This is a genomic window from Cloacibacillus porcorum (genome assembly GCF_001701045.1).
In the GTDB taxonomy this organism is placed as follows: Bacteria; Synergistota; Synergistia; order Synergistales; family Synergistaceae; genus Cloacibacillus; species Cloacibacillus porcorum.
In genome coordinates this window covers 1,588,782-1,603,179 of sequence record NZ_CP016757.1, presented here as the reverse complement: position 1 = coordinate 1,603,179, position 14,398 = coordinate 1,588,782, and the positions used below count along the sequence as shown (strand labels likewise).

Genomic DNA, 14,398 nt, shown 5'->3' with positions numbered 1-14,398 from the left:
ATTACCGTTAAATGAGCGCGGCGGCCTCAAGATAGGCGGCCGCCGCCTTCATATCGAGAAGATAGCCGCCCTCCGCGGACGGGGAGGCGACAGAGACTCCAAACCAGTGGGGAACGGGCGCGGAATATGCCGTCTCTATCGCGGGCGGCGCGGGCAAATTTCCAAGATAACGCGGCGCGGCGGCGAGCGCCTCCGTGAACTTCCCGGAGGGATATCCTTCGCCCCTACGCCAGAAGGTAAGCCCGCCGAAGGATTTCCAGCGGTTTATCAGCCCCAGCTCCATAAAGGCCGGTTCCCCGGCAAAGAGGCGCAGCCCCAGCCTTCGTTCCGTTTCGGCCAGGAGGCCGCCGACGGATACCGGCCGCCACGCAGGAAAGAACTTCGCCGCATCAGCGATCAGTGACCTGATTTCATCCGAAATTTCCAGCCGCATACCGATAAAGGCCGAAAGACGGCCGCCGTCATACGGCATACCGAAGAAGGCCTCAAAGCCCAGCCGCCCGCCGCGAAGAGAGTCCAGCCACGCCGAAAGTTCCGTCATTAAGCCGCCGGGCTCGACGACGACGGCCTCCTCCCAGCGTGATTCCGGCGCGAACTGGAGTTTTTCTATGCGGCAGAGGCCGACCTCCGGCGGCAGCAATCAGCTCTCCTGCCAGACGGCGGCGCTCACGGCGGGAACCGCCGCGTCGGAGCCCAGCGTCAGCGAGATCTCCTCGCCGGGCGCGGGAAGATACGTGATGAGAATAAAGTCTCCCCGCTCGAGCGTCACCCGCGCGAAACGGCCATCCTTTTCCACCTCGGCGGCGACGCCGTCCGCGATCGCGTATAGGCCGTACCAGCAGCGCAGCTCCTGTGGCATGGGCAGTTTTATCTTTTTATTAGCGGCGACAGATTCCATCTTTCCGCCGTAACCTTTGACCGTCATAAGATTGAAGTCAACACACCTGCCGGAAGATTTCGTCTTCCATTCGCCCTCGAATTCCTCCGTATCGGCGAGCGGTATCATCACGCGGCTGCCGATCCCCTCGTGCGTAAGCTCGATGCCGCCCTCAAGCAGCATCAGGTGCCGGTGTATCCCGGGAAGCGGCGTAAATACCGATTCCTCATCCTCAACGACCGCCGAGCTGATGCGCCAGTCAAATTTTCTCGCGCCGTAATCCGCTCCCTCGGGCCATATCGCCAGCTGGGTTGTGATTCCGCCGCTCCACCGTTTATGTTCCAGCTCGTCTTTACGTACTACCAGAATACCCGCCTGTACCAATTCAACGCCCCCCTCAAGTCTTCGATATGTTCCTCGCTGAACACCCTTATTCCATGCGCGGCAAGCAGCCGCGCCGTGACGCCCGCGCCGTGTACCTGCCTGCCGGTAAAACTGCCGTCGTATATCATATTCGAGCCGCAGGAGGGGCTGCGCTCTTTGAGCAGGGCGAAATCACAGCCGAGGAGCTTCGCCGCGCGCAGCGCCTCCTGCGCTCCCCTCTCAAAGGCCTCAGTATTGTCCCGCCCGTCAGACTCGACCACGCGCCCGTTCAGTATCTCGTTGGGCGCACGCGGCGTCGGCAGCCCGCCGAGCTGTTCGGGACAGACCGGTACCAGCCAGCACTCTTCCAGCAAAGCAACGACGCGCCCATCCTCGCAGCCGCCGCCGCAATAGCGGCAGTTCATCCCCAGAAGGCAGGCACTCACAAGCAGCCGCACAGATTTATCTCCCATCGGTCGTCCGCTCCTTCATAATATATTTTCTAAAAGAATATCACAAAACCGCTTTTTAAGCGCTTATACGTTACCCTTTCAACCATTATGTTATACTGTATATCACAAAATAAGGGCGGTTTATCACCGCCGTGGGTCCGTTAAAAAACAGGGAGGTTCAAGTTATGTTATTTACAGGTAATTTTTCAAAAGATGATCTCGCTAAGAGTAAAAAGAGGTTCTATTGGGTCGGCGGTATCATGCTCGTCATCGGTTTTCTCTCGCTCGCGATGCCGATGCTCGCCTCTTTCGCGATAGAGACGATGGTGGGCTTCTTCCTGCTGGCGGTCGGCTTCGGCAACGCCTTCGGCGCCTACTCGGCCCTCCGTATCGGAGACAGCCCCTGGCAGCAGGCATTTATGGCCTTTATCTCTATCGCCGCGGGCGTCATCTTCCTCATCCATCCGGTCGCGGGGGTGATGACCCTCAGCATACTGCTCGCGGCCTATTTCCTGATAGACGGGGTGACGAAGATCGTCGAATACTTCCGCGTAAAGTCTATCGGCGGTTCGTTGTGGATCATGCTTTCCGGCATTCTCGGAATCATCCTCGCCTTCATGATGTGGCAGAACGTTTTCACAGGCGCGGCGGTGATCGGGATCATCCTCGGCATAAACCTGATCTTCAGCGGCATGAGTCTTATCATGCTTGGCCGCGGCTGCTCCGACATGTCAAAGAAGATGTAATCCAAAAGACCTTTTACAGATAGGTTACAGACAGAGGAGAGCTTCGCCGGACGGCAAAGCTCTCCTTTTTTTATCGCTCTATGGATCACCGCACCTTTGACTGGGACGATATTCGGATGATGTGATTCGGCGAGACGCCGATGACGCGCTTGTCCTTTTTCAGCCGTTCGATAATCTCCGCCGTTTCCAGCGAAGACTTAAAATGTGCCGTGCCGCTCAGTGAGTCCTCGTAAATCGGAGAAACGTAGACCACCTCGGCTCCGGCGGCCTTCGCTATCTCGCCGCAGAGCGCGGCAAATAAGACGTTCCTATCGCTGGAGGCGCGTACCTCATCCGGAAGGCGCACAAGCACCAGAGCGTCTCCCTTGACGGCTGTGGCCCCTTTTTCGGTACCCTTCTGAATCTGCGGCGCGCAGGCGCAGGCAGCGGAGGCCGCGCCGAGCAGCAGCGCCGACATTATAATCAGCGACATCATCTTCGGCAAACCGTTCACCATCCTTTATTTCCTTCCCGCGCGGCGGATAAATGGCAGCAGAGCCGCGCCAATCAGAGCCAACGCTCCAAAGCCGGCGGCGCAGCCGCCACCGCTGGAACCGCCGCTTGACGGCTGTCCGTAGTTATAGGCGCCGAGGACGTTCAGCATACCATATTTTGAATACCCCTCCGCAAGCAGACCGTGCTCCGCGCCGTTCAGCAGCATCGACCTGATCTCCGCCGCGCTCTTATCGGGATATAACGAACAGAGCAGCGCCGCCGCGCCCGCCACATACGGCGAGGCCATCGAGGTGCCGCTGATGGAGACATAACCGCTGGGATCGAAGGTGTCTACATCGCTGCTTGGATTGACGATCCAGCTCCTGCGGCAGGTGCTCAGTATATTGTCGCCGGGAGCGAATATGTCCACCCACTTGCCGGAGGAGCTGTAGTTTGAGTAAACGGCGCATCCGTCGCCGCTCGTAGAGGCCCCGACGGAGATCATGTTTTCCACTTTGAAACAGGCCGGGTAAGAGAGTTTTCCCCGGTAATCAAAGTCTTTGGTATCCTGCGGATCGTCGATATTCTGCCCCTCGTTGCCCGCCGCCGCGCAGATGATTATCCCCGCGTCGCTCAGCTGCTTTACCTTTGCCCCGTAGGGGGAGAGCTCCTCTTCCTCCGGCCCCGCCCACATGCCGATCGACATGTTTGCGACGCGGATGTTCGCGCCCGCCCTCTTCGCGGCGACGATGAAGTCGATAGCCCGCATCTGGTCGCTGACCAGCGCCGTCACCCCATAATTATCATCCCCATCGCGATACATGGAAAACACGTTGGCGGCCATCAGCTTAACATGCCAGTTGGTGCCGGCGACGCCGATACCGTTGCCGCCGACGGCGCCGACGATCCCCGCGACATGCGTGCCGTGGCCGTTAACGTCGCCGACGATGCGCATTCTGCCAACGTCGCCGCAGTCTATGTCCGCGGAGGCGGCTCCCTCCGTGCCGCCGGGGCCGACGGGGACCGCAGGGAAGAAGCCGTCGTCATGGATCAGCCCCTCTTTATCTGCATATAGGCCTCTGCTGTGGCACCAGACCCCGTGGCTGCCTTTAAATTCACCGACATCCAGCGAAACGCCGTTATTTTTTATACCGTTCAGCAGTTTCTCATCGAAGACGAACATATTGTCTTTAAGGTCCTCATGGTCGTAGATGACGCCTGTGTCAAAGACGACGGCGACGACCTCTTGGGAACCGACCCCATGCTCCCACACCTCGGGCAGTTTTATCCTTTCAGAACCCCACTGCTCTTTCCACATCGGGTCGTTGGGTTTTACGGAGCTGACGGGCATCATATAATTCGGCATCGCCGAGACGACGTTGGGATTTTCCTTCAGCCTTGCGATCAGCTGCGCCGTCGTCTCCCCTGCCGCGCCCCTGAAATGGGCCAAGGCAAGCAGCTCCGATCCTGAGGAGGATGCCCTCTTTGCGGATGCGGCGGCCTGTACCTCTCCGGCGGCTATCGGGCTGAATACCTGGATAAGCTCGGCTCCGGACTCCACGGCGGCCGATGAGGCAGACGCCGCGGCGGAGTTTTTTGCCGACATGACGCCCGCGGCCACGTTTCCGGCTGGCGCCATCTTTATCGCCGCGATCGCCTCTCCCTCGACATACCGCGGACCGGCGTATGAGGGCAACGCGGCGAGCAGGCAAAAGAGAGTTAAAATCAATATCTTTTTCAATGAGACATCCCCTTTTTAATAATTTTAAACAGCTTAATTAAATTACATATCTAAGCCTATTTATTATACACACAGCAAAGCCTGCCGGCATCAGCGGTCCACACAAAAAATGGACGGCCCCACAGGACCGCCCAAAGAAAAAACTACGCCGTTATCTATTATGCTTCGTTTTTGTCAGGGCGGTCGTCATCCATTTTTTTCACATACTTATTTAGCATCATGACCAGGATATCCAGATCGATAGGTTTGGCGATATGGCCGTTCATGCCGGCCGCAAGCGCGGCGGAGACGTCTTCGCTGAAGGCGTTGGCGGTCATCGCGATTATCGGCATCGTCTTCGCCTCCGGGTGCATTGAGCCCCTTATCGTCTTCGCGGCGCTGTAGCCATCCATCACCGGCATCTGGATATCCATGAAGATGGCGTCGTAGGTGCCGCTCTTTTCGGCCATGAAAGATTCCACGCACCTCTGGCCGTCTCCGGCGCAGTCCACCGTGACGCCGATAAGTTTGAACATCTCTACGGCGATTTCGCAGTTGAGTTCGTTATCCTCGGCAAGCAGTATGTGCACGCCGTCAAATTTCTGCCGCCCAGCCGCCGTGCTCTCATCAATCTTTCCGTGCCGGTGCCCGCGGACAGCCATCAGGGTGTTATACATGGAAGACTGAAAGAATGGCTTGGCTAAGAAGGCGTCCGCTCCAGCCTCTCTGGCCTCCTGCTCTATGCAGCTCCAGTCATAGGCGGTTATTATAATTATGAGGGTATCGGGCCCGACGATCCGCCTGATATTTCTTGTAGTTTCGATACCGTCCATTTCTGGCATCTGCCAATCTATAAAACAGACGTCGAAATCCTCTCCCGTCTCATGTGCAGACCGAACCGTCTTTACGGCATCTTCCCCGCTCTGCACCCACTTAGCGGCAATTTTCATCCGTTCCAGAAGTATCTTCGCGTGTTCACATGTATTCAGGTCATCATCCACAATGAGGACGTTTAGCGATTCGACGGATGCTGGCGGCCTTAACAGAGATGAGCAGCCGCCGGGCAGCGCCAGCGGAAGTTCGACGGTAAAGGAGGTGCCCTTGCCGATCTCGCTCCTGACCTGAATCGTGCCGTCCATCAGCGAGACGAGGTTTTTCGTGATCGACATACCCAGCCCCGTGCCGCCATATTTTTGCGATATCGTACTGTCGGCCTGTTCAAAGGGCAGGTAGAGCCTCTTCAAAAATTCCTCGCTCATCCCGATCCCCGTATCGCTGACGGTAAAATCCATGCGCACGCCGCCGTTTTTCTGCGGTATCTGTTTTATGTCAAGGCTGATGCGGCCGCCGCTGGGGGTAAATTTTACGGCGTTGGAAAGCAGGTTCAGCAATATCTGATTGAGCCTCATGCAGTCGCCGACGACCATCTCTTCATCGACGCCATTCAGCCGCACCTCAAAGCCGATACCTTTGTCGCGCGCCTGCTGGCATATTATAGAGGAGACAGAGTCCGTAAGCTGCCGCAGTTCAAATGGCTCCTTAGTTATCGTCAGCTTGCCGTCCTCAATCTTTGAGATATCCAGCACATCGTTGATAAGCGACAAAAGATGCTTCGACGAAAAGCCGATCTTCCTGAGACAATCCTCCACGCGGTCACGTTCCGAGATATGCGCCGCGGCGATCGTCGCCATACCGATTATCGCGTTCATCGGCGTACGGATCTCATGGCTCATCCGTGAAAGGAAATCACGCTTCGCCGCGTTGGCCCGCTGCGCGCCGACAAGAGCGTCCCTCAGCGTCTGCTGCGCCGCTCTCTCCCTCGTCTCATCGGAGATGACGGCGACGTAGCGCGAGACCCCGTCGTTTCCCATGGTAGGAAGCACCTTAATGTTTATATATCTTTTCTGCATGGAATCCCGCCCGCCGAGAATGAAGTCATGCTCCGCCGCCTTCGTCAGAGTCCCCTCCCTGATCTCACGCAGAAGAGACTCCAATTCATCGTCTTTCGTACCATCGTCCGCGCCGGACATAGAAAAGAAGGCGCCTCCGGTGACTGAGAGGGCCTCCGAAGGAAAACCCAGCACCCGCTCACAGTTTTCGCTGACATACTCCATCTTATCCCTCTCGCAGATGAGAAAGACGTCGTCCACGCTCAGAGAGATCAGATCAAATAGCCTCTGCCTGTAGGCCACCTCCATGCCGCGTTTCCGCTGAAGCCGGTAGCTGAAAAATGAAAAACACACCAATATCAGGATAAGCAAAGCAAGCATCAGCGTCGCCGCGTTGAAGGTAACCGTCGACTCATGCTCCAGCCGTCTCACATTATTGTCGGCAAAGGCCAGAATAGTGTCGAGATCCTTAAAGACCTCATCATACAGAAAATCTATGTTCTCTTCTAGGTACCTTACTGTATCACCGTCGTTATGATCAAGGGCAAAATCTACTGTCTTCAAACGCGCCGCAACCAACTTTTCATAGTCGGAGGCGAGTTTTTTTGTGTCCGCTTTAGCTCCGAGGTAACGCTCGGCAATCACCTGCACCTGCCTGCGGCTTATCTCAGCATTTGAGAGCAGGTAGCGCTCGGCGTCGTCCCTGCTCTTAAACCTTTCGGTCAGCAGCTTCTTTGAGTAATTCTGTACCCCTGAGAGACGGGAGAGCATATCTTTCGCGGTATTGGAAACCACGTAGGAATGTTTATAGATGATGGTCGTCCGCTCTTTGATGCCGTACATCGAAGAGACGCTTACCGCGACAAGAACGACCGACAGCAGACATATCACACTCATCCATATGCCTGTGCGGCCAGCCATATTACTGCCCAATTTCATAAGAAGCCCTCTTTCCCGAAAAATACGGAAACTTAAATATAGATATTCCAGACAATCTCCGCCAATTGCAGCATGCTTCAACGGTACGGGCTAAGTTCATCTTGGGACATCAAAGGAACAACCTTGTTCATGTATATATATGTTATAAATATACCAAAAAATTATAGAAAAGCAACAATTTATGTAGAATTTACGAATAAAAAATAATATCATTATGATGTAGATACGAAGACGGGAGGCTGGCCTTCGATGCAAAGCCGAGGCTATCTTATTTATGAATACTTCAAGTCAAGGATAACCTTTGGCTGCTATAACCTATATGAATCTTTGCCTTCGGCAGGTACTACCGGACGGCAGTTTGCCTGCTCGCCGCAGACCGTCCGTAAAGCGCTTCTGAAAATACGCAACGAAGGCTATATTTCGCTCTCTCCCGGACGCAGGGCAAAGGTAATCTATGACGCCGGTCATAAGAAAAACCCACTCTTGAAGGATTATCTCCTCGCGAGAAAGGCGGGATTTTCAGACCTTTACGGCTCCGTTGAGTTTATCTGGCAGAGGTTTATGAACGCCGGGATCAGGATGATGGGCAAAGACGATATCGTCTTTTTAGAGGACTGCGTATCAAGAAAAGAGGCTGACCCATTATGGCTGCTCACCGTCTCCTTCTGGACGATACTCCGTCCGATAAAAAACGACCTGCTCCTCAACCTGTTCTGGGACACTGTACGCTATATACGTTTTCCATATCTCTGGGGCAGCGGGTCCAGGGTGACGTCTGACTCAGATTTTCTCAGAGCCGGCCTCTTGCGGATAATCTCCTGCATAAAGAGCGGAGATACCCGTAACATAGCGGTAATATTTTATGAATGCTACAGCCGGATCATTTTAGCTTCAAACGCAGAGGCGTATTCACTTGGCGAAGCCGCCGGTCTGCCGCCGCAGATCCCCTTTCAGTGGGAGATCTGGCGGATCAGAACACAGAAATGTTATACCGCCGCCGCCAGTCTGATACAAAAAATCAACGAGGGGATATATCCGGAGGGCTCCTTCCTGCCCTCCGCGTCGGCGCTGGCGCAAAATTACGGCGTATCGGTGATGACGATGCGCCGCACGATAAGGCTGCTTAACGAGATCTCCGTCACCAAAACTTATAACGGCAGGGGGACGCAGGTCTCAGCAATGAATGAAGAGCCGCTGAAAGGGGAAAAGTTATCTCCCGAAATAATGCGTAACATGTCGCTCTCTTTGCAGGGGCTGCATCTCGTCTGCCTGACATGCGGTGAAGTGATGCGCGATACCCTGGCAAACGCAGAACCCGCCGACAGGTACGCCTTTATACAAAGGCTGGAGGGGTTATTGGAGAACAAAAGACCCTCCAACATCCTCCCTGCATGTCTAAATTTCATCAGCGAAAAAAGCCGCCTCGCGTATGTCAGGACGGTCTACGCCAATTTATATGAATTGTCCGCCTGGACCTTCCCGCTGCTCTCACATTCGCATGACCTAGGAGGCGGAGAGAGGTCAAAATACCTCTCAAAAGAGAGCCTCAACCTGCTGCGGAGCGGAAGATTCGGTGAATTCGCCGACATCTTCCATAAAAAATTATCTCAGGACTTCCCCTGGCTGCAAAAACATCTCGCCCAGCTCGGAGTGAAAGACTCCCTCGAAATGTGCAGGATGTAAGCCCCCTCATCGTTCCGCCGCGGTTCTTGGTACGGCTCTTCACGCAGAGGCCTCTGGCTTTCTGCGGCTTCCGCCGTACTGTACCCGGCAGGCACGCTGCGGAGCTATAAACGATGCGGAGGTATAAGAGATAACCACTCCGCATCGTTTCCCTCTATTTCTATTTGCCCGTCATTCGATAATGCCGAGCTTCGCGATCGTCTCCATATCCTTGTCGCCGCGCCCGGAAAGGTTCACGATCACGATATCGCCGGGCTTCATCTCCTTCGCCGTCCTCATCGCGCCGGCAAGGGCGTGAGAGCTCTCCAGCGCGGGGATGATCCCCTCAGTGCGGCAGAGCAGTTTGAAGGCCTCGAGCGCCTCTTCGTCGCCGGCGCAGATATACTCCCCGCGGCCGCTCACCTTGAGGTCGGCGTGCGCCGGCCCAACCGAGGGATAATCCAGCCCCGCCGCGATCGAATAGACCTCGGCGGGCTCGCCCGCTCCGTCGGTGAGCAGATAACTTCTGAACCCGTGGAGAACGCCGGGCTCACCCATCGTGAGGGTCGCCGCGTGGCCGCCGTACGTGAGGCCGCGTCCCGCGGGTTCCACTCCTATAAGGCGCACATCCTTATCGCCGATAAAGGCCGTGAAGGCGCCGATAGCGTTGCTGCCGCCGCCGACACAGGCGACGACGGCGTCCGGCAGGCGGCCTTCGCGCTCAAGCATCTGCGCGCGGGCCTCGTCGCCGATTATGCGCTGAAAATCCTGCACCATCGTCGGGTAAGGGTGGGGCCCGACCGCCGAGCCGATGAGATAAAAGAGCGAGGTGTCGGCGCAGAGCGCGGCAAGCGCGGCGTCTACCGCCTCCTTAAGCGTCTTTTGGCCATCCTCCACCGACACCACGTTCGCGCCGAGCGCCTTCATACGCAGCACATTCGGCGCCTGGCGCGCGATATCCACCGCTCCCATATAGATGTCGCATTCCATGCCCATAAGGGCGGCGACCGTCGCCGTGGCGACGCCGTGCATCCCCGCCCCCGTCTCCGCGATGAGCCTCTTCTTGCCCATACGTCTGGCAAGCAGCGCCTGTCCGATGCAGTTATTTATCTTATGCGCTCCCGTGTGATTCAAGTCCTCGCGTTTGAGAAAGATACGCACGCCTCCCGTCTCTTTCGAGAGGTTGAGGCATTCGGTGAGCGCCGAGGGACGGCCGACATATTCCTTCAGCAGACGCAGGTACTCCTCTTTGAAGGTGCCGTCCGCGCGGCATCGCTCATATTCGCGCGCGATCTCCGCCATCACCGGCTCCAGCTCCCTGGGAATATAAGAGCCGCCGAAACTTCCATACATCGCGCCGTTGGGAAAACCCGCCATTATCTCTTCTCTCATGATAAAACTCCTCCTGATCTTCTCTTATCTGATTTCTCTTCTCTATAAAAAACGAAAGAGGCTCTCTTCCAACCTCTTTCGTTTTCTTCAAAAAACAAAAGAGACCCGGATGTCTCTCCAGGTCCCTCGAATTTACACGAAGCAACCGTGGAGCAGCTAAAAGCCGCGCCACCATCCCTTTATATTCGTATTTATGCTGTAAAAACGGCAAATGGGCATAAACATTCTCCTTAATCTCTCTGTCCTTCGTGAAGGGATGATATCACAGAAATATCAGCGGCGCAAGTCTGATATGGCATACGCGGGTCAAAAGCTAAATCGGCGTTTATAAGCACGATTTGCGTCATAAAACGGTGGTTCCGAATCCTCGCCGTATGCTAATACGGCTCCGGTATCGGAACCACCATTTTATTTAGCAACTCGCACTTCTAAACGCCGATTTCCTTCGGGTGGGAAAACAGATAAATTGCTGTTTAGCTTTTACCCTATCGATGATAAACGGAAGTTTTTTCTTAAAGCCTTCCTCTATGAGGAAGGTGGATCGCCGCCGCTTTTGCGGCGAGACGGAAGGAGTGTTGCTCTGTATGGCGCGGTTCCCGCGCCATACAGAGCCCGCGGCAAAGGCCACGGGAGAACCTAAGGTCAACTCTCCCTCACCCCGCTTCGCGGGGAGCTCCCTCAAATGAACAGCATCCCGAAAATCGGACAGCCAAATAAAGCCCCTGGATTATAATAAAACTAAATACATATAAAGGGGGATCTTCTATGCGTAAACGTAAAACAGAAGAAAGAATAAGAGCAATTGAGATGCACAAACAGGGAATTCCACGAAGGCGGATTGCTGAAGAACTTGGTGTTAGTCCTGATTCTGTTAAAACATGGATATCTTTATATAAGAGCGGACAGAAGGACTTACTGGATGATACAAGGAAAAAAAGAACCTACAGCAAGGCTGTAAAACTTGAAGCTGTTTCGGCTCATTTAGAAGAGGGACGTACTATGGTAGATGTTACCTCATCTTTTAACATTTCAAGTCCCTCTCTTTTAAGACGATGGTGTAAGGAATTTATCGAACAAGGGGATATTTCTAGTTCAAAACAAGACTGTCCAGATAAGAAATTGGAAGTTACAAATAGCATAGAAAAGATTAAAGAGCTGGAAATGCAGGTCGACGTATTAAAAAAAGCCTTAGAGCTGCAAAGGTGGTGATAGAAAGAAATATTAAATACAGGATCATTTTTGAATTTTCAACAAAACATTCTGTCTGTGGAATGTGTAGATTTTTGTCCGTATCACGCTCCGCATACTACAGTTGGCTAAAGCGGCGTGGAATGAAAGATAAAGACGGTCCTCTCATAGAAGCAATAAGAACGGGACAGAATATCAACAAAAACACTTATGGGTACAGGCGAATGACTCTGTGGCTCAACAACTTCATTGGCATTCATGTAAACAATAAGAGGGTAAGGCGTGTTATGAAAAAAGCGGGACTTCAAGCGGAAATAAGAAAAAAGAAAAAGTTTAAAGTGATGTCAGGAAATATCCACAGCTATGAGAATATCCTGAACAGAGAATTTCGTTCCGACAGACCAAACCAGAAACTGGTTACTGATATCACATATATACGAACAAAAAAGGGTAATATATTCCTCTCCATGATAAAAGATCTCTTTGATAATTCCATACAGGGATATCAAATCAGTCGTAATAATAATATTAAGTTAGTAACCGATACATTGAAGAAAGCATTTGAAAATAATAATAAGGTGGTCGCTGATGGACCAATCCTCCACAGCGACCAGGGGTTTCAATATACAAGCCATGCATATTTCAACCTGACACAAAGATACGGACTCAAGGTCTCAATGTCAAGGAAAGGAAATTGTTTGGATAATGCATGTGCAGAAAACTTCTTTAGTCACATTAAATCAGAACTCGTCAACCGAGTAAAATGGGAGAACTACGAGGAGGCCAAAGATGCCATAGACGAATATATAAGGTATTATAATAACGACAGGATACAGATAAAATTGAAAAAGGCTCCGATGCAATATCGAAGTCTCTTTATTGAATAAATTTTTGATACCCTTGGGAGCTTTTATAGCGTTGTCCGGTTTGCGGGACTCTGTTCAAAAGAGGGCGCCAAAATCTTTGGTAAATCGCAATTTATCTCTTCCCCCACCCGAAGGAAATCAGCGTTTATAACATAGAATCAAAATGCAAAAATCTGCGTTTTATGTTAATCACTCTTTTTCATACCTGACGGCGGCCGGCTCTCCGCGCCGCTCGCGGTATATCGCCAGAGAATCGAGGTCTACGACCATGCCGTCCTCCGCCGCGACGATGTGAGTCTCTTTCGTATCGAGCCCCGTCAGAAAGTGTTCCCCCTCGGGCGAGGTGAGCATCGCTCCCAGATGCGTCAGGACGGCAGCCTGGGGATGCAGCTCCGTCAGCAGCTGCCGCGCCTCCTCGATCGACATGTGGTCCAGGCGGCTCTTGGCGTTGGGAAAGGTGGCGTTCAGCGAGAGGAAGCGGCAGCTTTGATACCTCTCTGCAAAATATGGCATCAGACGGCTGTCGCTGATGATCCCCCAATCATTCAGCCCCTCGCGGCGGAAGATATAGCCGAAACATTCAACGCCGTGGTGGACGTGCGCCACCGGCTCCGCGGTCACGCCGCGTCCAAGGCCGACCGGCTGCCCATCGGCGGGGCTCACTATCCGCGGCACACGCTTCTGCGAATATTTCAGGATCACAGGGTCGTCGCCCGCGAGCGCGTCCCGCGGCGCAACGAGCAGCCCCCGCTCGTCAAAACCTCCGTGTGTCATGCACTCGATCAGCACGTTCGCGTCGGTGCTGTGGTCGAGGTGCTTGTGCGTGAGCAGTACAAAATCAGCCTCGTCGGCGGCCAGCTCCGGCCGCGCGGCGCAGATATGCGCGAGGCTTCCGGGGCCGGGATCTATGACCCCCTGAATCCCGCCGTAGCGGAACCAGAGGCCGCCAGTGCTGCGCACCTGACGTATCATCGAGAAACGTCCGCCGCTTGTGCCAAGGTATTTTATAAAGTTCTCAGGATAGGAAAAATTCTCGATTTTAGTCAATATATACGCCTCACCATCTATATTTGCCTCCGTCGCGTTTGAGCTCGGCCCGCCGCTGCTCGTAGCCGCCGCAAAAGCGTCCGACATGGCCCCAGAATTTCGCGGAATGGTTCATCTCCAGCAGGTGACAGAGCTCGTGTATCATCACATATTCCATCAGGGGGGGCGGTACTAGCGCGAGGCGGATGCTGAAGGTGATGCTCTTAGACGAAGAGCAGCTGCCCCACAGCGTCCTGACGTTTTTCAGCTCTACCTTCTTCGGGCCGACGCCGATACGTTTGCACCATGCAGGAAACTCCGCCTGTATCATTTCTCTGAGCCTATGGGCATACCAAACCTCGAAATTATGGCGAATTATTTCGCTGTCAGTGAATGAACCACTCAAAAATTCCCCTCCGGCAAACCGCAGGCCGCCGGCAAAGCCGGGTTCTATCCGCAAAGGATACTGTTCCCCACGAAAAAAGAAGAGTTCGCCGTCCTCATATTTGTGCTCCACGGCCAGCGAATGCGGCCTTTTTTTCGCGATCTTATCGACAAACGAGGCGGAATGTTCCCGCAGGATGCGCTCGAGCTCCCCGCGCGCCGTATGGACGGGCGCGGCGATAAAAAAGTTATTGTCGCCGTCCAGCCCGATAGCGACCCGCTTTCTTCGCGCGTTTCTTCTTATCTCGTATCTGATCCCCTCTACGGCAATATAATCGTTTATCATGACACCTATAATATATCAATGATGGTAAAATTATAAGGCGCTGCGCCGCTCTCTTTTTGTGCGCAAAAATAAAA

The 14,398-nt window shown here is 53.9% G+C and carries 13 protein-coding genes; 4 read left to right on the top strand and 9 right to left on the bottom strand.

The window, feature by feature from the left end:
* Positions 1-7 precede the first annotated feature (7 nt).
* Genes BED41_RS07195 through BED41_RS07185 form a run of 3 tightly spaced genes read right to left on the bottom strand, consistent with a single transcriptional unit; the run spans position 8 to position 1,713 of the window.
* Complete coding sequence (locus BED41_RS07195) at positions 8-640, bottom strand: hypothetical protein (RefSeq protein ID WP_066744429.1); 633 nt, start codon at positions 638-640, stop codon at positions 8-10.
* Positions 641-1,261, bottom strand: coding sequence for a HutD/Ves family protein (locus BED41_RS07190; RefSeq protein ID WP_066744427.1), 621 nt, complete (start codon positions 1,259-1,261; stop codon positions 641-643). It lies immediately after the preceding gene.
* On the bottom strand, positions 1,237-1,713 hold the full coding sequence (locus tag BED41_RS07185) for a 2-thiouracil desulfurase family protein (protein ID WP_084002316.1): 477 nt from the start codon (positions 1,711-1,713) through the stop codon (positions 1,237-1,239). Before BED41_RS07185 ends, BED41_RS07190 begins: the two co-directional genes overlap by 25 nt.
* A gap of 164 nt (positions 1,714-1,877) precedes the next feature.
* Between BED41_RS07185 and BED41_RS07180 the strand changes: the two genes are divergently transcribed.
* Positions 1,878-2,438: an HdeD family acid-resistance protein gene (locus tag BED41_RS07180; protein WP_066744424.1), complete on the top strand. Its 561-nt coding sequence runs from the start codon at positions 1,878-1,880 to the stop codon at positions 2,436-2,438.
* A gap of 85 nt (positions 2,439-2,523) precedes the next feature.
* On the opposite strand, the gene BED41_RS07175 is transcribed toward BED41_RS07180, so the two are convergent.
* The 3 genes from BED41_RS07175 to BED41_RS07165 all read right to left on the bottom strand — a co-directional run bounded on the left by BED41_RS07175 (position 2,524) and on the right by BED41_RS07165 (position 7,460).
* Complete coding sequence (locus BED41_RS07175) at positions 2,524-2,934, bottom strand: hypothetical protein (RefSeq protein WP_066744422.1); 411 nt, start codon at positions 2,932-2,934, stop codon at positions 2,524-2,526.
* 3 nt (positions 2,935-2,937) lie between these two features.
* On the bottom strand, positions 2,938-4,653 hold the full coding sequence (locus tag BED41_RS07170) for a S8 family serine peptidase (protein WP_066744420.1): 1,716 nt from the start codon (positions 4,651-4,653) through the stop codon (positions 2,938-2,940).
* A gap of 158 nt (positions 4,654-4,811) precedes the next feature.
* Positions 4,812-7,460 (bottom strand): hybrid sensor histidine kinase/response regulator, encoded by a 2,649-nt coding sequence (locus BED41_RS07165; RefSeq protein ID WP_229712418.1) that lies wholly within the window; start codon positions 7,458-7,460, stop codon positions 4,812-4,814.
* Positions 7,461-7,709: 249 nt separating this feature from the next.
* On the opposite strand from BED41_RS07165, the gene BED41_RS07160 reads away from it, so the two are divergent.
* Positions 7,710-9,143 (top strand): GntR family transcriptional regulator, encoded by a 1,434-nt coding sequence (locus BED41_RS07160; RefSeq protein WP_066744418.1) that lies wholly within the window; start codon positions 7,710-7,712, stop codon positions 9,141-9,143.
* A gap of 171 nt (positions 9,144-9,314) precedes the next feature.
* Here the strand turns inward: BED41_RS07160 and trpB are convergent, their stop codons facing one another.
* The gene (trpB, locus tag BED41_RS07155) at positions 9,315-10,514 is read right to left on the bottom strand and encodes a tryptophan synthase subunit beta (RefSeq protein ID WP_066744416.1); all 1,200 of its coding nucleotides are present in this window, start codon (positions 10,512-10,514) and stop codon (positions 9,315-9,317) included.
* Positions 10,515-11,279: 765 nt separating this feature from the next.
* Here trpB and BED41_RS07150 point away from each other — a divergent pair.
* Together BED41_RS07150 and BED41_RS07145 are read left to right on the top strand one after the other, a co-directional pair.
* Positions 11,280-11,723 carry a transposase gene (locus BED41_RS07150; RefSeq protein ID WP_019263345.1) on the top strand — a complete coding sequence of 148 codons (444 nt, stop codon included), beginning with the start codon at positions 11,280-11,282 and terminating at the stop codon, positions 11,721-11,723.
* Positions 11,717-12,589, top strand: coding sequence for an IS3 family transposase (locus tag BED41_RS07145; protein WP_157102220.1), 873 nt, complete (start codon positions 11,717-11,719; stop codon positions 12,587-12,589). Before BED41_RS07150 ends, BED41_RS07145 begins: the two co-directional genes overlap by 7 nt.
* A gap of 168 nt (positions 12,590-12,757) precedes the next feature.
* On the opposite strand, the gene BED41_RS07140 is transcribed toward BED41_RS07145, so the two are convergent.
* Together BED41_RS07140 and BED41_RS07135 are read right to left on the bottom strand one after the other, a co-directional pair.
* Positions 12,758-13,615 carry an MBL fold metallo-hydrolase gene (locus BED41_RS07140; RefSeq protein WP_066744414.1) on the bottom strand — a complete coding sequence of 286 codons (858 nt, stop codon included), beginning with the start codon at positions 13,613-13,615 and terminating at the stop codon, positions 12,758-12,760.
* A 10-nt stretch (positions 13,616-13,625) separates the two neighbouring features.
* A complete protein-coding gene (locus tag BED41_RS07135) occupies positions 13,626-14,324 on the bottom strand; it encodes a M48 family metallopeptidase (protein WP_066744412.1) in 699 nt (232 codons plus the stop codon).
* Positions 14,325-14,398 lie beyond the last annotated feature (74 nt).

Bases quoted from the DNA above. Each gene is read 5' to 3' on its own strand.
- BED41_RS07165 (WP_229712418.1), bottom strand. From the start codon at position 7,460: ATGAAATTGGGCAGTAATATGGCTGGCCGCACAGGCATATGGATGAGT.
- trpB (WP_066744416.1), bottom strand. From the start codon at position 10,514: ATGAGAGAAGAGATAATGGCGGGTTTTCCCAACGGCGCGATGTATGGA.
- BED41_RS07150 (WP_019263345.1), top strand. From the start codon at position 11,280: ATGCGTAAACGTAAAACAGAAGAAAGAATAAGAGCAATTGAGATGCAC.
- BED41_RS07185 (WP_084002316.1), bottom strand. From the start codon at position 1,713: ATGGGAGATAAATCTGTGCGGCTGCTTGTGAGTGCCTGCCTTCTGGGG.
- BED41_RS07175 (WP_066744422.1), bottom strand. From the start codon at position 2,934: ATGGTGAACGGTTTGCCGAAGATGATGTCGCTGATTATAATGTCGGCG.
- BED41_RS07180 (WP_066744424.1), top strand. From the start codon at position 1,878: ATGTTATTTACAGGTAATTTTTCAAAAGATGATCTCGCTAAGAGTAAA.
- BED41_RS07135 (WP_066744412.1), bottom strand. From the start codon at position 14,324: ATGATAAACGATTATATTGCCGTAGAGGGGATCAGATACGAGATAAGA.
- BED41_RS07160 (WP_066744418.1), top strand. From the start codon at position 7,710: ATGCAAAGCCGAGGCTATCTTATTTATGAATACTTCAAGTCAAGGATA.